We start from the raw sequence: 18,004 nt of genomic DNA on the forward strand, positions 1-18,004 counted from the left end.
AGCCGCATGATGTGACTCATGCCAGTTAGCCTTTGAATTGGTTCAAAAACGAGGCGCTTTTCGTCGCGGCGCAATTTATTGCGCGATGAATCGCGCCGCTACGATAGGGTGCGGCTTGCGTTTTCGTCACCGAACGGCATCACGCCATTGATGGCGACCGAAAGCCGCATACTTTCACCAACCGCACTAATCCGTTGTAGGGTCGCCATTGATGGCGACCGGACCATCTTGTTGCCAGACATCAGTAGCTGGCTTTCTGCGCCAGCAGGGTAGCGAAGCGATACTTAATGCGCTGACCGTGTTCATCGCGGCGATGCAGTTCACCGACCTCTTCGTTGTACTTCACGATGTGCCAGTTACGGTAATAATGGCTCAGCTCGCCCGATTTAAAGGTAAACGGGAAGTTTTGCGTGTTGGGATAATCGTCGGTGCTCATCGCCGCCACAATCAGGTTGTAACCGTACTTGCGCGTGCTGGCCTGCATATCGGCGATCAGCTGCGGAATGGTCGCCGGCTGCAGGAACATCATCACCACGGTGGAAAACACAAACTGATAATCACCGTTGAAACGCACCTGATTCAGGTCGCACTGTTCGGTATGTATCTGCTGTAGCTGCTCTTCCGCGATGATGCTGTTAAGGCGCTCCAGACTCTGCGGATTGTTGTCCCAGGCGGTCACCGTAAAACCGTGCTGATTAAGCAGCAGGCTGTTGCGGCCCTGGCCACAACCGAGGTCCAGCGCGTTACCCACTGCCAGTTTTGGCAGCGCGGCCAGCACTTCGGAGTGGGGCGGCGTCAGACCGTATTTCTCCGCAAAATAGTTATCGGGGCGTGTTGTCATAGTGCGATTGCGGGCCTGAAGCCCGCTTTACTCCTCTTCCAGCATCAGTTTCCAGCCGGTGACGTCATTCCAGTAAGCCTGCTCCCGCTCCAGATCCAGCTGAACCAGCGTGTTCTGGCTGAGGAAACCGGCCGGGAAGGTCAGCGTCCAGTGACCATCGTCGGTGCTCAGCTTCAGCGTGTCGGGGCGCGTGGTGGCCTGACGCTGATTGTTCAGCAGGGTGCCGAGCCGCAGCAGGAAGATCATCGGCAGGAACTGTTTCTTTTTAAATAAGGTGAAACGCGGCATCTCATCCTGCTTCACCGCTTTACGGTGGAAGCGTACCAGCGTGGCCAGCAGCATCTGTTGATCCTGATTAAAGCCCGGCATATTGGAGTTTTGCAGGATGTAGGCCGAATGACGCTGCATACCGCTGTGGTTGATGGTCAGCCCGACTTCATGCAGCAGCGCTGCCCACTTCATCAGCGCCGTCAGCTGGGGGTTGGCCAGCTTCGGGTTCTGCTCCAGCCACTGGCTGTACAGTTGTTCGGTGGTTTCCAGCACGCGGCGTGCCTGGTCGCTGTCGATGGCGTAATGATTTGCCAGGCTCTGCGCGGTACGGCTGCGGATATCCTGATGACGGAAGCGGCCCTCCATCTCATACAGCACGCCTTCACGCAGCGCGCCATCCGACAGGCGCAGCTCGCGAATGGCCAGCGCGTCAAACACGCCACACAGAATCGCCAGCCCCGGTACAAACACTGCCTTGCGCTCGTCCGACAGCCCGGGCAGGCTCAGGGCAGCAAAGGATTTGTGCTTCAGCACTTCGCTCACCAGCATGTCGAGGTTTTCCGGCGTCACGCGCTTCTCTTTCTCACCCATCGCCAGCAGCACTTCACAGGCCGCTTTGATACTGCCGGACGCGCCCAGCGCATACTGCCAGCCTTGCAGACGGTACTGCCACGCCAGCGTTTCCAGCTTTTGCGCGGCGGCCAGCCTGGCGCGGCGGAAATTCTCCTGACTAATCTCGCCTTTCGGGAAGTAGAGGTTGGCGAAGCTGACGCAGCCCATGCGGCGACTCTCCACCAGCTGCGGCTCAAAATCTTCGCCGATCACCAGCTCGGTTGAACCGCCGCCGATATCAATCACCAGCTTGCGGCCTTTCTCCGGCTGCGTGTGCTCAACGCCCATAAAGATCAGGCGCGCCTCTTCATTGCCGGAAATCACCTCAATCGGATACGGGATGACCTCCGCGGCGCGCTGCAGAAACTCTTCCGCGTTGGATGCGATGCGCAGCGTGTGCGTACCGACGATGGTGACGTTGGCGGCGCTGAACCCCTGCAGGCGCTCGGCAAACAGCGCCAGGCAGCTCAGCCCGCGCTCCATCGCCTCTTCGCTCAGGCGATTTTGCGCATCCAGCCCGTCGGCGAGGTGCACGCGCTGTTTCAGGCGTCCCAGCACCTGCATGGCGCCATCCACCACGCGGGCAATCACCATGTGGAAGCTGTTCGAGCCGAGATCGATGGCGGCGAATTCCTGCGGTTTCGGCGTACTTTTATGGGAGATTGGCATAGGCGTTATTCGGGTTGTTCCAGTTTCTTGATGTAATCGTAAATCGCCAGCTGCGAGCGCACCTTCTTGCGATTGCCGCGCGGAACATAACGGTTACTCAATTCTTTGTCTACGATGCGGGCTTTTACCGTATCACTTAACAGAATGGCAATGATATCCAGTATGCGCTGTTTCAGGCGCGGATCGAGCACCGACACCGCCACTTCGATACGATAATCGATGTTGCGCGTCATCCAGTCCGCCGACGACAGGAATACTTTTTTATCGCCGCCGCTTTCAAAAATATAGACGCGGTCGTGCTCAAGGTAGCGGTCAACGATACTGGTGATGCGAATATTTTCACTGATGCCCGGCAAATCGGGGATCAGCGAGCACATGCCGCGCACCAGCAGGTTAATCTTCACGCCGGCCGATGAGGCGGCATACAGCCGATCCACCAGACCATTGTCGACCAGGTTGTTGATTTTCAGCGTAATGCCGGAAGGATTGCCCTGCTGCGCGTTGGCAATCTCGTTATCAATCAGCTGATACAGCATGGCGCGCGAGTTTTGCGGCGACACCATCAGGTGTTCGAACGTTACCGGGCGATACGGGTTTTCGATAAAGTTAAATACGCGCCGGACTTCATTGGTAATGCGCGCATCGGCGGTCAGCAGCGAATAGTCGGTGTAAATACGCGCGGTTTTTTCGTTGAAGTTGCCGGTACCGATGTGGGCGTAACGCACCACTTCTTCGCCCTCGCGGCGGGAGATCAGGAACAGCTTGGCGTGAATTTTCAGGCCGGGCGCCGAGAAGATCACGTGCACGCCCGCTTCGGTCAGCCGCTTCGCCCAGCGAATGTTGGCTTCTTCATCGAAGCGCGCCTGCAGCTCGACCACCACCGTGACCTTTTTACCGTTGTAGGCGGCGTGGATCATCGCATCCATAATGCGCGAATTCTTGGCCACGCGGTAAATGTTGATCTTGATGGCCAGTACGTTCGGGTCGAACGACGCCTGACGCAGCAGCTCCAGCACGTGCTCAAAGGTGTGGTACGGATAGTAAAGCAGCACATCGCGGTTGCGAATGGCATCAAAGCCGTTGCGGAAGCCATCAAAACCGATATGACGAATCTGCGGCAGCGGACGATTTTCCAGATTGGCTTTGCCCACGTTCGGGAAGCCGATAAAATCTTTGAAGTTATGATAACGGCCGCCCGGCACAATCGAGTCGTAGCTGGAGATCGACAGCTTATGGCGCAGCATTTCCACCATCGCATCGGGCATATCGCGCTGATAGACAAAGCGCACCGGCTCAGCGGTCAGGCGCTGTTTCAGGCTGGAGGACATCAGTTCCAGCAGGCTGGATTCCATCTCCGTGACCAGGTCGTACTCGGCGTCGCGCGTCATTTTCATTGAGTAGGCGTTCAGCGCGTCGTAATCAAAGAAGCCTTTGAAAATCTCATCAAGGCAGTAGCGCAGAATGTTATCCAGCAGAATCATTGGCTTGCGACGGCGCGGCGATTCTGCCGGCAGATTCACAAAGCGCGGCACTTTATCGGACGGGATCTCCAGCAGGGCGTAACGGATTTCTTCGCCGCGGATAATCTCCACCGCCAGATAGGTGTAGTCGTCTTTCAGGAACTCAATCAGGTCGGTGTCGTGGTTGATCAGAATTGGCGTGACGTGCTGGCGCAGCTGATGCTTGAAGTAGTAGCGCAGCCACTCCTGCTGATTGGGTGACAGCTGCCGCTCGTTGATCAGGAAAATCTGGTTGCGCGCCATCTCCAGCAGCAGGTCGTTATACAGCGCATCGAACTCCTGATCCGATTTCTGTACCCGCAGCTGAATCTTTTTCAGCAAATGGCGCAGGGTGGTGGGCGTCCCCTGTTCTTCGCCAATCAGAATGCGGCGCTTGAGATCGGCAAAGCGCACTTTATAAAACTCTTCCAGGTTGTTGGAATAGATGCCGAGAAAACGCATGCGCTCAATGAGCGGGTTGCTTTTATCAGCGGCTTCCTGCAGCACGCGTTCGTTAAAGGTTAACCAGCTTAGTTCTTTTTCTATATACAGCTTTTCCTGACCCATTCTGACTCCGTGATGCTGTTGCTGGACGGAATGTCCGGCGGAATAAACGCAAAATTGCGGTTCCGCTCAGTGTCCTCCACCATTATGGCGAGAGTATGGCAGCCTTGTCCAACCTCAACAGTTGTCTTATCAATCAGCTACGGGCAACATAGCGGCATAACTTCAAGGGTAACTCTGGCCTGCATGAGCATAAATCGTATTCCTGTCCACTTTAGTGACCGTCGTCGACGCGCCATCGATCAGTTCGTGCGCCGCATCGTCACGGCCTGCGGTGTGGGAATTTTACTGCTGATGCTGCTGCTGTTCTTCTGGCTAATCTGGGTGGTGATGCCGCTGTTCAGCGCGCCGGGCATGCAGCCGACGCTCAGTCAGCAGCTGTGGGACAAAGCCCCGGCGCTGGCGCTGGGCAGCGAAGGCCAGCTCGGCTGGCGCATCAGCCGCAACGAAGCGCGCTTTATTCCGCTCGACGGTCAGCCAGCGGGCGACGCGCTGGCGCTGAACGGTCAGCCGCAGGCGGCGGTGACCAGCAGCGACGGCGGCAGCGTATTGCTCAATATGCAGGGCGATCTGTTGCTGATGCAACCGCTCATCCACGGCCAGCACGGTGAATGGTATTTCCCGCTGGGCGATCGGCCGCTGCATCTGCCGCAGGGCGCGGTCAGCCAGATGGCGCTGGCGGTGCCGGGCGATCACCAGTGGCGCATCGCCGCACAGACGCCGGCCGGTATCAGCCTGCTGACCTTTGCCGGCCAGAAACGCGTCGACCAGATTGTATTGCCCGGTGAGCAGGCCGACCTGATGCGGTTGTCGCCGGACGGCACGCTGCTGTACACCAGTGCCGGACGGCTGTTGCGGGTGTGGCAGATTACGCCGCAGGGCGCGCAGCTGCGGGAAACCCAGACGCTGACTCAGCAACCGCGCAGCCTGCAACTGCTGGCGGGCGGGCGCAGCTTACTGATTCAGGATGCGCGTGGCATTCAGCAGTGGTTTGCCATTACCGGCGACCACGGGCCACGGCTGCAGCAGATTCACACCTTCACGCACAGCGCGGGTGTGCTCGGCATCGTGCCTGAGGCGCAGCGGCGCGTTTTTGCCAGCTTTGACGCGCAGGGCGTGGTGCGCCTGTTCGCCAGCAAGCAGGCGGGCCCGATTGTCACGCGCCAGCTGGCCGCGGGCATCAGCGCACTGGCGTTGTCTCCGCGCGGCGATAGCCTGATCGTCGAACGTGCCGGACAGTGGCAGCAGTTCGCGCTGGATAATCCGTGGCCCGATTTCAGCTGGCGCAATCTGTGGCAGAAAATCTGGTATGAAAACTATCCGCAGCCGGACTGGGTATGGCAGTCCACCGCCGCTGGCGACAGCTATCAGGCCAAATTCAGCCTGATGCCGCTGGTGATCGGCACGCTGAAAGCGGCGTCGCTGGCGCTGCTGTTTGCCACGCCGCTGGCGCTGGCGGCGGCAATGTATACCGCATGGTTTATGTCGCCGGGCCTGCGCCGCTGGGTCAAGCCGGGCATTGAAATGATGGGCGCGCTGCCGAGCGTGGTAATTGGCCTGATCGCTGGCGTGTGGCTGGCGCCGCACATCAGCCGCGCGCTGCCCGGCGTGATGCTGCTGCCGCTGGTGCTGGCCGCCACGCTGCTGGTCTGCGGCGTGCTCAGTCCGCGTTTGCCGGCGCGCTGGCGGCGGCCCGGTTTTGAAGTGCTGCTGCTGATGCCGCTGCTGTTACTGGTGACGTTACTGACGCTGTGGCTGCCGACACTGTGGTGGCCGCAGATGGGCGAACAGCTGGCGCACTATGAGCAGCGTAACTTGCTGGTAGCGGCGCTGGCGATGGGCTTTGCGCTGGTGCCGCTAATCTTCACCCTGGCGGAAGATGCGCTGTTTAGCGTGCCGGTGGCGCTGGGGCAGGGCTCGCTGGCGCTGGGTGCGACACCGTGGCAAACCCTGACGCGCGTGGTGCTGCCGGGCGCGTCGGCAGGCATTTTTGCCGCGCTGATGATCGGCTTTGGTCGTGCAGTAGGCGAAACCATGATTGTGCTGATGGCCACCGGTAACACGCCGGTGAGCGAAGGCGGACTGTTTGCCGGGCTGCGCGCGCTGTCGGCCAATATCGCCATTGAAATGCCGGAAGCCGCAGCGGGCAGCGCCCATTATCGCATCCTGTTTCTCAGTGCGTTGCTGCTGCTGATATTCACGCTGGCGATCAACACCGTGGCGGAACTGATTCGTCAGCGGCTGCGCCAGCGCTACAGTCAGCACGAGGGGCAGGCATGAGCGCGCTGCGTCAAAACGATCGCTGGCGCTGGCTGACTGCCGGTGCGGTCGCCGTCTGCCTGCTGGCATTTACCTTATTAATCGGCCTGCTGGGCTGGCAGGGCGTCAGGGCGTTCTGGCCGCAGCCGGTCGATCAGTATCAGTTCCAGCCACCGCAGGGGGCACCGCTGATGGTGCTGGGTGAAACGCTGGATCGCCAGCAGCAGGGCGATCGCTGGCGCTACGTAGTGAAAACCGGCAACCGCGATTTTGCCGCGCCGGATTTCCGCGTCATCGTCAGTCAGGGCGAAGCGCAAACCCGACGCCCGGCAGAAGTGCTGGTGCTACAGCGACGCAGTGGCGGCAATGCCTACGGCTGGCTGGTGGAGCTGCGTGAAGACAACGAGGTGCTGACCGCGCGCGACCGCGATGCACTGCTGCAGCAGCGGCTGAAGCAGGTGCATGAGCAGCTGCGCCAGGCGAGCAACATCCGGCGTATTGAAATGGCGCGCCTTAACGCCCAGCTGGAGAGTCTGCAACAGCAGGCCGATGAGCAGCGGCGCGGTGGTCACTTCAGCCTGCAGGATCAGTCAGAACTGGATGCCAACAGCGCGGCGCTGCATAAACGCTTCGGCGCGCTGGCGCAGCAGCTGGCGCATCTGCAGCATGAAAGCCAGCGCGATACGCTGGTGCTGCGCGACGTGCAGGGCGACGATCATCTGATTCCGCTGGCGCAGGTGGTGGCCGCCTGGTATCCAAACAGCCTGAGCCTCGGGCAGAAAACCGGGCATTTCCTCAGTCAGATCTGGCAGTTTGTCAGTGACTCGCCCACCTCGGGTGGCAGTGAAAATGGCGCGCTGCCGGCGATTTTCGGCACTGTGCTGATGGTGCTGCTGATGTCGGTGATTGTCATGCCGCTGGGCGTGGTGGCCGCCGTCTGGCTGCACGAATACGCCGGGCGCAACGCGCTCACCCGGCTGGTGCGCATTGCGGTGGTGAATCTGGCTGGCGTGCCGTCGATTGTGTATGGCGTGTTTGGCCTCGGCTTTTTTGTCTGGCTGATTGGCGGCACCCTCGATCAGCTGTTCTTCTCCCGCTCGCTGCCCAATCCTACCTTCGGCACGCCTGGCCTGCTGTGGGCGGCGCTGACGCTGGCGCTGCTGACGCTGCCGGTGGTGATCGTCGCCACTGAAGAGGGGCTGTCGCGTATTCCGGACAATCTGCGTCAGGGCTCGCTGGCGCTGGGCGCGACTCAGGCAGAAACCCTGTGGCGCGTGGTGCTGCCGCTGGCGGTACCGGCAATGCTCACCGGCCTGATTCTGGCGGTGGCGCGCGCCGCCGGCGAAACTGCACCGCTGATGCTGGTGGGCGTGGTCAAAATGGTGCCTGAGCTGCCGGTCGATGCGGTGTTTCCTTACCTGCATCTTGACCGTAAATTTATGCATCTCGGTTTTCAGATTTACGATCTGGCTTTCCAGAGCCCGAACATCGACGCCGACCGACCGCTGGTGTATGCCACGGCACTGCTGCTGGTGGCGATCATTCTGTCGCTCAATCTGCTGGCGATGGTGCTGCGCCATCGCCTGCGCGAGCGCTACCGGTTAATGACGCACTAAAAAGGTTTACACATGACGCCCGATTACGCTATTGCGCTCACCGTTAACCAACTGTCGCTGTGGTACGGCGAACGCCAGGCGCTGAATAACATTGATTTGCAGATCCCAAAGCATCGCATCACGGCGCTGATTGGGCCTTCCGGCTGCGGTAAATCGACGCTGCTGCGCTGCTTCAATCGCATGAACGACGTCATTGATGGCTGCCGCATCGAAGGTGAGATTCTGCTCGATAGCCACGCGGTGATGCAGGCGAACCAGGATCTGCCGGCGCTGCGGCGGCGCATCGGCATGGTGTTCCAGCGCCCGAATCCGTTCCCCAAGTCGATCTATGAGAATGTGGTTTACGGTCTGCGTTTGCAGGGCGTGCGCGATCGTCGCGTGCTGAATGAGGCCTGCGAGCGCGCGCTGCGGGCGGCGGCGCTGTGGGGCGAAGTGAAAGATCAGCTGGGGCAGAATGCGCTGACGCTGTCGAGCGGTCAGCAGCAGCGTCTGGTGATTGCGCGCGCCATCGCCATCGAGCCGGAAGTGCTGCTGCTGGATGAACCCACCTCGGCGCTGGATCCGATTTCGACGCTGGTGATTGAAGAGTTGATGACCACGCTGAAGCAGCATTTCACGCTGGTGCTGGTGACGCACAACATGCAGCAGGCAGCGCGCGTATCCGATTACACCGCGTTTATGCATAACGGGCAGCTGGTGGAGTTTGATGAAACCGACCGGATTTTCACCGCACCGCAGGCGCGGCGTACAGAGGATTATATTACCGGCCGGTTTGGATAAGTATTGTTAGGTTAGCGCGAAGAATCGCGCCGCTACGAAATGTGCAAAGAAATCATGCAGTAATAAAACCCGGCACAGCCCCGTAGCGGCGCAATTTATTGCGCAATTCCTGCAAGCGCACGGCGTAAAGGTCAATCAATCGTGCGCATAACCTTCCGGCGGCAGCGGTTCGCCATCCAACCACGCTTTGCCCGCGCGCATCTGCAAGCGACCTTCGACAAACCAGCTGATCACCAGCGGGTAAATCGCGTGCTCCTGATGCTGCACGCGGGCGCTGATCTCAGCTTCGTCATCGTCAGCAAATACCGGCACGCGCGCCTGCAGAATGATCGGTCCACCGTCCAGCTCGTCAGTCACAAAATGCACCGACGTACCGTGTTCCGCGTCCCCGTTCGCCAGCGCCTGGCGATGCGTATGCAAACCGGGATATTTCGGCAGCAGCGATGGATGAATATTCAGCAGACGATCGTGATAGTGCGCGACAAACGCCGGGCTCAGAATGCGCATATAACCGGCCAGCACCACCAGATCCGGCGCATAAGCGTCGATCTGCTGCATCAGCTGGCGGTCAAAGGCGTCGCGATCGGTGAAATCCTGCGCGGACAGCGCGTGAGCAGGCACGCTGGCCTGCTGTGCACGCGTCAGACCATAGGCCGAGGCTTTATTACTGAAAACGGCAGCCACGCTGCCGTTGATACGCCCGCTCTCGCAGGCGTCGAGGATGGACTGAAGATTGCTGCCGTTGCCGGAGATCAGTACAACCAGTTTCTTCATGGGTTAATAACCACACGCTCTTCGGCATCAGACGCGTTAATTACGCCAATTTTCCACGCCTGCTCGCCAGCCGCGGTCATTAGCTGTACCGCTTTGTCGGCGTCGGCCGGGCTCAGCGCAATCACCATGCCCACGCCGCAGTTAAAGGTGCGGTACATCTCGTGACGGCTGACGTTACCGGCCTGCTGCAGCCAGCTGAATACCGCCGGCCACTGCCAGCTTTTCTCGTCAATCACCGCCTGGGTGTTATCCGGCAGTACGCGCGGAATGTTTTCCCAGAAGCCGCCGCCGGTCAGGTGGGCAATGGCGTGCACGTCCACCTGCTCAATCAGGCTGAGGATATTTTTCACGTAGATGCGGGTCGGTGCCAGCAGGTGATCGGCCAGCGGTTTGCCTTCCAGCTGTTTAGTGGTGGGATCGGTCTGACTGACTTCAAGAATTTTACGCACCAGCGAGTAGCCGTTAGAGTGCGGACCGCTGGAGCCCAGCGCGATCAGCACGTCGCCATCCTGCACTTTGCTGCCGTCGATGATCTCGGACTTTTCCACCACGCCGACGCAGAAACCGGCCACGTCGTAATCTTCGCCGTGATACATGCCCGGCATCTCAGCGGTTTCACCGCCGACCAGCGCACAGCCCGACTGCAGACAGCCTTCGGCGATACCGGTGATCACCGCGGAGGCGGTATCCACATCCAGCTTGCCGGTGGCGTAATAGTCGAGGAAGAACAGCGGCTCAGCGCCCTGTACCACCAGATCGTTCACGCACATCGCGACCAGATCGATGCCGATGCTGTCGTGGCGTTTGAGATCCATCGCCAGACGCAGCTTGGTGCCGACGCCATCAGTTCCGGAGACCAGCACCGGCTCGCGGTATTTCTGCGGCAGCGCACACAGCGCGCCAAAGCCACCCAGTCCACCCATCACTTCCGGGCGGCGGGTTTTCTTTACTACGCCTTTAATACGGTCAACCAGATCGTTACCAGCATCAATATCAACACCGGCGTCTTTGTAGCTGAGAGAGGTTTTGTCGGTCACTGCGGAATCCCCACGCGATTGCGGTTGGTGGCAAAAATTAAGCGCGGCAATTCTACCAGCGCAGGCAAACGTTTGCGAGTCCCATCTCAGGGCACCTTTGCAGCGTGCTGATTTTTCGCTAATCCTTATTCTCAGGCGATTTGTGCACGTTACCTGACCAATCACCGGTGGCGCGGCGGTAAAAAGGCGGTATAATCCGGCGATTTTTTTTTAGCTCAACTCAATTCCGGGAGAATAATCATGAAGATCGTGGAAGTCAGACACCCGCTGGTCAAACATAAACTGGGCCTGATGCGTGAGCATGATATCAGCACCAAGCGCTTCCGCGAGCTGGCCTCGGAAGTGGGCAGCTTACTGACCTATGAAGCCACCGCCGATCTCGAAACCGAGCGCGTGACCATTGAAGGCTGGAACGGTCCGGTCGACGTCGATCAAATCAAAGGCAAAAAAATTACCGTCGTCCCGATTCTGCGTGCTGGTCTTGGCATGATGGAAGGTGTGCTGGAACACGTACCGAGCGCGCGCATCAGCGTGGTGGGCGTTTACCGTGACGAAGAGACGCTGGAGCCGGTGCCTTACTTCCAGAAGCTGGTGTCAAACATCGAAGAGCGTATGGCGCTGGTGGTTGACCCGATGCTGGCGACCGGCGGCTCGATGATCGCCACCATCGATCTGCTGAAGAAAGCCGGCTGCAACAGCATTAAAGTGCTGGTGCTGGTGGCCGCGCCGGAAGGCATTGCCGCGCTGGAGAAAGCGCATCCGGACGTTGAGCTGTACACCGCGTCAATCGATCAGGGCCTGAACGAGAAGGGATACATTATCCCGGGCCTCGGCGACGCCGGCGACAAGATTTTCGGAACCAAATAAATAAACCAGCCGGCCAGAGAGTCGGCTTTTTTTTGGCAAAAATACCGTTCAGTCAGACACCGTATCGACAGGATGCACATTTTGTAGCGGCGCGATTTATCGCGCTGATGCCGGGCAAGCTATGGTGCCCATCCGGACAAGGCGCAATCAATTGCGCCACTACGATAAGGTGCGGCGTTGACGAACGAGCATAAAAATAAACGTATAGGGGATAAATGATGACTCGCAGAGCCATTGGCGTTAGTGAACGCCCGCCACTGTTGCAAACCATTCCGCTCAGCCTGCAGCACCTGTTCGCCATGTTCGGTGCCACCGTGCTGGTGCCGATTCTGTTCCACATCAACCCGGCGACCGTGCTGCTGTTCAACGGCGTCGGCACGCTGCTGTATCTGTTTATCTGTAAAGGCAAAATCCCGGCCTATCTTGGCTCCAGCTTTGCCTTTATCTCGCCGGTGCTGCTGCTGCTGCCGCTCGGTTATGAAGTGGCGCTCGGCGGCTTTATCCTGTGCGGCGCGCTGTTTTGCATCGTGGCGCTGATTGTGAAGAAGGCCGGCACCGGCTGGCTCGATGTCATGTTTCCACCGGCGGCGATGGGGGCCATCGTGGCGGTTATCGGTCTCGAACTGGCTGGCGTGGCGGCGAATATGGCCGGGCTGCTGCCCGCTGACGGCACCACAGCGGACAGTAAAACCATCATTATTTCGCTGGTGACGCTGGCGGTGACGGTGTTTGGCTCGGTGCTGTTCCGTGGCTTCTTCGCCATTATCCCGATCCTGATTGGCGTGCTGGTTGGTTACGCGCTGTCGTCGGCCATGGGTATCGTTGACTGGAGCGCGGTGGAAAACGCGCCGTGGTTTGCGCTGCCGACCTTCTATACGCCGCGCTTTGAGTGGGCCGCGATGCTGACCATCCTGCCCGCAGCGCTGGTGGTGATTGCCGAGCACGTGGGCCATTTGGTGGTCACCGCCAACATCGTGAAGAAGGATCTGATTCGCGATCCCGGCCTGCATCGCTCGATGTTCGCCAACGGCCTGTCGACCATGATCTCCGGCTTCTTTGGTTCCACGCCGAATACCACCTATGGTGAAAACATTGGCGTCATGGCGATCACCCGCGTTTATAGCACCTGGGTGATCGGCGGTGCGGCGATCTTCGCCATTCTGCTCTCCTGCGTCGGTAAACTGGCGGCTGCGATTCAGGCGATCCCGGTACCGGTGATGGGCGGGGTGTCGCTGCTGCTGTATGGCGTGATCGGCGCTTCCGGTATTCGCGTGCTGATTGAATCCAAAGTCGACTACAACAAAGCGCAGAACCTGATCCTTACCTCGGTGATCCTGATCATTGGCGTCAGTGGCGCGAAGGTGCACGTGGGCGCCGCCGAGCTGAAGGGCATGGCGCTGGCCACCATCGTCGGCGTTGGCCTGGCGCTGATTTTCCGCGTAATCAGTCTGTTACGTCCGGAAGAGGTGGTGCTGGACGCGGAAGAAAAACGCGAGCTTTAAAGGATCCTACGGGCAGGGAAGCCCGGTTCATCTCTGCGGAGGATCGTGATAAACTTGCCCGGTTTTCTGCCCGCTCATCCGTTGAGGTACTTCTGAACACGCCGGCACAGCTTTCACTGCCACTCTATCTACCCGATGATGAAACCTTTGCCAGTTTCTGGCCGGGGGAAAATCCGTCACTGCTGGCGGCGCTGCAGGGCGCGCTGGCGCAACAGCACGGCAGCTATCTCTACTTCTGGTCGCGCGAAGGCGGCGGCCGCAGCCATTTGCTGCACGCAGCCTGCGCCGAAATGTCCGCGCGCGGCGAAGCGGTGGGTTATGTGCCGCTCGATAAGCGCACCTGGTTCGTGCCGGAAGTGCTGGAAGGCATGGAGAATCTGGCGCTGGTGTGCATTGATAATATTGAGTGCATCGCCGGCGAAGCCGAGTGGGAGATGGCGATCTTCGATCTCTATAACCGCATTCTGGAAACCGGCAAAACCCGCCTGCTGATCACCGGCGATCGCCCCCCGCGTCAGCTCAATCTGGGCCTGCCGGATCTGGCGTCACGTCTCGACTGGGGACAAATTTACCGCTTACAGCCGCTGTCCGACGAGGACAAACTGCAGGCGATGCAGCTGCGTGCCGGCCTGCGCGGCTTTGAGTTGCCGGAAGACGTTGGGCGTTTCCTGCTGAAACGCCTCGACCGCGAAATGCGCACGCTGTTTGACACGCTTGATCGTCTTGATCGCGCCTCGATCAGCGCACAGCGCAAGCTGACCATTCCCTTCGTGAAAGAGGCGCTGGGGCTTTAGAGTATCTCCAGCACCGCTTCCGGCGGACGACCAATGCGGGCGCGGTCGCCCTGAATCACAATCGGCCGCTCGATCAGTTTTGGATGCTCCACCATCGCCTGTAACAGCTGTTGTTCGCTGAGCTCGTTACTGGCCAACCCCAGCGTTTTATAGATTTCCTCGCCACGGCGCATCAGCTCGCGTGCGCTGCGCATGCCCAGCTGTTGCAGCAGCGTTTTCAGCGTGTCGATGTCCGGCGGCGTGTCGAGATACAGCACCACCTGCGGTTCAATGCCCTGTTGCTGCAGTAGCGCGAGGGTTTCGCGACTCTTGCTGCAGCGCGGATTGTGATAAATACGGACCATGTTTTTTTATCCTGCGTAATCCATTGTTGCCAGGTGCGCATGAATGCGCACCGAAATCCTGCCGGCCATCCACCCGCGTAACCGGCTATTTACCCTTTTGCATACTGCTTAAAACGCCGCTGTAACTCGCGGAACTGGTCGATGCGCGCATCGTAACGCGCCTGCTTCAGGCTGCCGAGCGGCACCTGGGCGCTGGCGCTGCTCAGGGTGGTGATGGCCTGATCGAGCTGGCCGTTCAGCGCCAGACTCTCAGCCCGTGCCGAAAGCTCCTCATCGCGCAGCCCCTGCGCGGCTGAAGCCTGCGCCAGTAAATCCCATGCGTTGAGATCGTCAGGGTGCGCAAAGGTGTAGCGGTTAAGGATGCGGCTGGCGTTGGCCGGCTGCTTCGCCTCGACGTAGGCGTTCGCCAGGTTAAGCTGCAGCACCGGACTGGTCTGGCTGCCGCGGGCGGCGTTCAGCATACTGATGGCCTGCTGCGGCTGGTTCAGACCGATGTCGATATCGGTCATGATATCAAGGAACCACAGGTTATCCGGCTGCTTCGCCAGCAGCGGCGCGATGATCTTTTTCGCGTTGGCAAAATCTTTCGCCTGCAGGAACTGCACCGCTTTGCCGTACTGCGCCGCCTGCTGTTCCCGCGTGTTGCCTTTGGCGTACTCATTCAGCAAATCGTCAGTCAGCTGATTGCGGCCGGTGGCGTACATACCCAGCGCGCGCACCTTCGCCATATAGAAATCCTGCGACGACTGCACCACCACCGGGCGCATCTGGTTGGCGCGGTTACGCGCGTCGGCCAGGCGGCTGTCGGGCAGCGGGTGCGTCAGCAGAATTTCCGGTGGTTTTGACGAGAAACGGCTTTGATCGGCCAGCTTTTGCAGAAATGCGGGCATCGCCTGCGGATCGAAACCGGCACGCTGCAGCACCTGAATGCCGATGCGATCTGCTTCCTGTTCGTTGCCTTGGGTGAAACTGATGATGCCCTGTTGTGTACCGGCCAGCGTACCGGTCAGTGCCGCCATCCCGGCCTGCGGGCTGGCCAGCGCCAGCAGGATCGAACCCAGCGCGCCGACCCAGGTGAGCGGGGCGCTGCGCTTCTGCTCTTCCATGGCGCGCGCCAGATGGCGCTGCGTCACGTGCGAAATTTCGTGCGCCATCACCGACGCCAGCTGGCTTTCGTTATCGGTATAGCGGAACAGCGACGAGTGCAGCACCACATTGCCGCCAAAGAAGGCGAAGGCGTTGAGCTCGTCATTCTGAATCAGGAAAAAGTGAAACGGCGTGCGCACCGAATGGGCGTGTGCCACCAGCCGCTGGCCGAGTTCATTGATGTACTGATTAAGCAGCGGATCGTTGATCAGTGGCGCGCTGGCGCGCAGCTGGCGCACGTAGAAGTCGCCAATCTGCAGTTCCTGATTAATGGAGAGCGTGGAGCCTGCCGTGGTGCCCATGTCGGGCAAATTGTCGCTCAGATCGGCGCGGACACCGACCGCAGGCGTGAGCAGCAGCGCAGGAATAAGGGCCGCCAGCACTGATTTTTTCAACCGGTTAAACATGCCTTGATCCTGTAAAAGTCTCCTGCCATTGGACAGGAAAGTCATGCCAATGTTCTGTGGCGGCGTTTCCTTTTCTGCCGCGGCTCTATCTTAACCACAGTGAGGATACAAGCAAATGCCGCCGTCACATTGACGTGATGGCAAAGAATGGCTGACTGACGCGAAATTTGTAGCAAAAAATTGAATAGCGAAAAGGCAAAAGAAAACGGCGCAGCGCCCTGATGAAATTAAAGTTACGTAAAGTTGCTCAAAATAATTGAATCTGGCATGGTTTTTTCCAGGTTTACTCTGAAAAACACGCCCGAAAACCCCCGGTTGGCCCGCTTTATCCATCAGTGATTTTTATCGTGCTGCTCTGGCCGTGCATCACCAGCCCAGAAATGAATGGTCAGGTTTTGCTCACTGGTCAACTGGCGGCGCGCGATGACAGTATTAACCCGCACGATGAGGCGCTGTCATCTGCTGTGCATCCCTCTGCCTGGTGACTGCCGGTATTTCCGGCCAGCTATTTTTCAACTCGCCCGCACCGCTCAATCAACAGCCTTATTCAATCAGCTGGCGCGATGATTTCTGCTGGCAGCCAAACGCCGGACAGCCCGCCAGTACAGGCGTTTTGCGCGCCGCGCGCTGTGGTATAGATAAAGCACTTTTTCAAACGGACTGTGAATTAACGCGCAGTGCATGCCGGAGAGTTTCTATGCGTTCTGTTGTTTCCTATGCCCTGATTGCCATCGTGGGTGGGATGGTCGGTGCCGCCGTAATCAAAAGCGATGACCTGTATCAGCGTATCGCGGGCCATTTTTCCGCTGAACCTGCCGATCCGGACGGGTTCTGGAGCACGCCGGCGGTCGCGGGCTACGGCAAAATTCATTATGAAGCCGACGCCGCGTTTAAACCGGCGGTGGGGCTGAGCAACAAAGTGGTGTTCCAGCTGACCCGCAATGAAGGCGATATCAAACGGCCTAACCTCGGGCTGGAGCGCGTGGCGCGCGTGGTCAATCTGTACATCGCCGCTGGCGTACCGGCCGAACAGCTGCAGTTTGTGGTGTCGATGACCGGCGATGCCACGCCCGCCACGCTGGATAACGCGCATTTTAAGCAGTTTTACGGCGTCGATAACCCCAACCTCGCGCTGATTGGCGCGCTGAACAAGCTGGGCGTCAAAGTCTCGGTGTGCGATCAGTCGGTGGCGTTCCATCACTATCCGCGCAACTGGATCGACCGGTCGGTGATTCATGCATTGTCCAGCCCGACCACGGTGTCGACGCTGGAAAATCAGGGCTATGCCTTTTTACAGATGTAATCGCGTCTTTGGTTAAGGAGAAGTGTCATGCGTCCAGCATCCTATATTGTTATCGCCGCGCTGGCGGGCTTTGTCGGCGGAAATGTGCTGCAGCTGCCGGAACTGGTGGATAAAGTCAGCGGCAAATTCGCTGACCAGAAAACCGAACCGGCGGATTTCTGGAGCACGCCGGCGATTGCCGGTTACGGTAAAATTCACTTTGTTAACACGCCGGATTACAACCCGGCCAACACGCCCGGGCTGAGCAATAAGATTGTGTTTCAGATCAACCGCAGTGAAGGGGATATCCATCAGCCAAACCTCGGCCTTGAGCGCGTGGCACGCGTCACCAACCTCTATTACGCGGCTGGCGTGCCGCTGAATCAGCTCAACTTTGTGGTGTCGATTAACAGCGATGCGGTGCCGGCCGCGCTCAATAACGATCAGTTCCGTAAAGCGTACGGCAGCGATAACCCTAACCTGAAGCTGATTGATGAGCTGAAGAAAGCCGGGGTGAAAGTGACCATTTGCGACCAGTCGGTGGCCTTCCATCAGCTGGAGCGCGACTGGATCGACACCCGTGTCACGCATACACTCTCCAGCGGCACCACCGTCGCGTCGCTGCAAAATGAAGGGTATGCCTTCCTGATGCTGTAATCCTGCCGACAGCAGTGCAGGCTGCTGTCATCTTTTCGTCATCCCTTCGCGATGTCACTGTCACAGTTCGCCGTTAGTTTAGGC

The 18,004-nt window shown here is 59.0% G+C and carries 15 protein-coding genes; 8 read left to right on the forward strand and 7 right to left on the reverse strand.

Features of this window, described 5'->3' with window-relative positions; all coding sequences use genetic code 11:
- Positions 1–241: 241 nt before the first annotated feature.
- The 3 genes from tehB to ppk1 are packed head-to-tail and all read right to left on the reverse strand — an operon-like array spanning position 242 to position 4,458.
- Positions 242–841, reverse strand: coding sequence for a tellurite resistance methyltransferase TehB (tehB, locus tag K7H94_RS05205; protein WP_021506581.1), 600 nt, complete (start codon positions 839–841; stop codon positions 242–244).
- 27 nt (positions 842–868) lie between these two features.
- Positions 869–2,392, reverse strand: a complete 1,524-nt coding sequence (gene ppx / locus K7H94_RS05210) for an exopolyphosphatase (protein WP_021506582.1) — start codon at positions 2,390–2,392, stop codon at positions 869–871.
- Positions 2,393–2,397: 5 nt separating this feature from the next.
- Entirely contained in the window at positions 2,398–4,458 is a 2,061-nt protein-coding gene (ppk1, locus tag K7H94_RS05215) for a polyphosphate kinase 1 (protein WP_021506583.1), read from the reverse strand.
- A 183-nt stretch (positions 4,459–4,641) separates the two neighbouring features.
- Between ppk1 and K7H94_RS05220 the strand changes: the two genes are divergently transcribed.
- The 3 genes from K7H94_RS05220 to pstB are packed head-to-tail and all read left to right on the forward strand — an operon-like array spanning position 4,642 to position 9,110.
- On the forward strand, positions 4,642–6,735 hold the full coding sequence (locus tag K7H94_RS05220; RefSeq protein WP_222951749.1) for an ABC transporter permease subunit: 2,094 nt from the start codon (positions 4,642–4,644) through the stop codon (positions 6,733–6,735).
- Complete coding sequence (pstA, locus tag K7H94_RS05225; RefSeq protein ID WP_104094090.1) at positions 6,732–8,330, forward strand: phosphate ABC transporter permease PstA; 1,599 nt, start codon at positions 6,732–6,734, stop codon at positions 8,328–8,330. Before K7H94_RS05220 ends, pstA begins: the two co-directional genes overlap by 4 nt.
- Positions 8,331–8,342: 12 nt before the next feature.
- On the forward strand, positions 8,343–9,110 hold the full coding sequence (pstB, locus tag K7H94_RS05230) for a phosphate ABC transporter ATP-binding protein PstB (protein WP_021506586.1): 768 nt from the start codon (positions 8,343–8,345) through the stop codon (positions 9,108–9,110).
- Between the two features lie 135 nt (positions 9,111–9,245).
- On the opposite strand, the gene purN is transcribed toward pstB, so the two are convergent.
- Together purN and purM are read right to left on the reverse strand one after the other, a co-directional pair.
- Positions 9,246–9,884, reverse strand: a complete 639-nt coding sequence (purN, locus tag K7H94_RS05235) for a phosphoribosylglycinamide formyltransferase (RefSeq protein ID WP_058758319.1) — start codon at positions 9,882–9,884, stop codon at positions 9,246–9,248.
- Positions 9,881–10,921: a phosphoribosylformylglycinamidine cyclo-ligase gene (purM, locus tag K7H94_RS05240; RefSeq protein WP_021506588.1), complete on the reverse strand. Its 1,041-nt coding sequence runs from the start codon at positions 10,919–10,921 to the stop codon at positions 9,881–9,883. The genes purN and purM overlap by 4 nt, the downstream gene beginning before the upstream one ends.
- A gap of 240 nt (positions 10,922–11,161) precedes the next feature.
- On the opposite strand from purM, the gene upp reads away from it, so the two are divergent.
- The 3 genes from upp (at position 11,162) to hda (ending at position 14,084) form a co-directional block, all read left to right on the forward strand.
- Positions 11,162–11,788: a uracil phosphoribosyltransferase gene (upp, locus tag K7H94_RS05245; RefSeq protein WP_010617600.1), complete on the forward strand. Its 627-nt coding sequence runs from the start codon at positions 11,162–11,164 to the stop codon at positions 11,786–11,788.
- 218 nt (positions 11,789–12,006) lie between these two features.
- Complete coding sequence (uraA, locus tag K7H94_RS05250) at positions 12,007–13,290, forward strand: uracil permease (protein ID WP_031279414.1); 1,284 nt, start codon at positions 12,007–12,009, stop codon at positions 13,288–13,290.
- Positions 13,291–13,382: 92 nt separating this feature from the next.
- Positions 13,383–14,084 carry a DnaA inactivator Hda gene (gene hda / locus K7H94_RS05255; RefSeq protein WP_031279417.1) on the forward strand — a complete coding sequence of 234 codons (702 nt, stop codon included), beginning with the start codon at positions 13,383–13,385 and terminating at the stop codon, positions 14,082–14,084.
- On the opposite strand, the gene arsC is transcribed toward hda, so the two are convergent.
- Together arsC and bepA are read right to left on the reverse strand one after the other, a co-directional pair.
- A complete protein-coding gene (arsC, locus tag K7H94_RS05260; RefSeq protein ID WP_222951750.1) occupies positions 14,081–14,428 on the reverse strand; it encodes an arsenate reductase (glutaredoxin) in 348 nt (115 codons plus the stop codon). The two genes, hda and arsC, sit on opposite strands and share 4 nt — an antisense overlap.
- 89 nt (positions 14,429–14,517) lie before the next feature.
- Positions 14,518–15,981 carry a beta-barrel assembly-enhancing protease gene (gene bepA / locus K7H94_RS05265; RefSeq protein ID WP_021506592.1) on the reverse strand — a complete coding sequence of 488 codons (1,464 nt, stop codon included), beginning with the start codon at positions 15,979–15,981 and terminating at the stop codon, positions 14,518–14,520.
- Between the two features lie 697 nt (positions 15,982–16,678).
- On the opposite strand from bepA, the gene K7H94_RS05270 reads away from it, so the two are divergent.
- Entirely contained in the window at positions 16,679–17,284 is a 606-nt protein-coding gene (locus tag K7H94_RS05270) for a DsrE family protein (RefSeq protein ID WP_088517122.1), read from the forward strand.
- A gap of 27 nt (positions 17,285–17,311) precedes the next feature.
- A complete protein-coding gene (locus K7H94_RS05275; RefSeq protein ID WP_021506594.1) occupies positions 17,312–17,920 on the forward strand; it encodes a DsrE family protein in 609 nt (202 codons plus the stop codon).
- Positions 17,921–18,004 lie beyond the last annotated feature (84 nt).

Source organism: Pantoea dispersa, assembly GCF_019890955.1.
Classification (GTDB): Bacteria; Pseudomonadota; Gammaproteobacteria; order Enterobacterales; family Enterobacteriaceae; genus Pantoea; species Pantoea dispersa.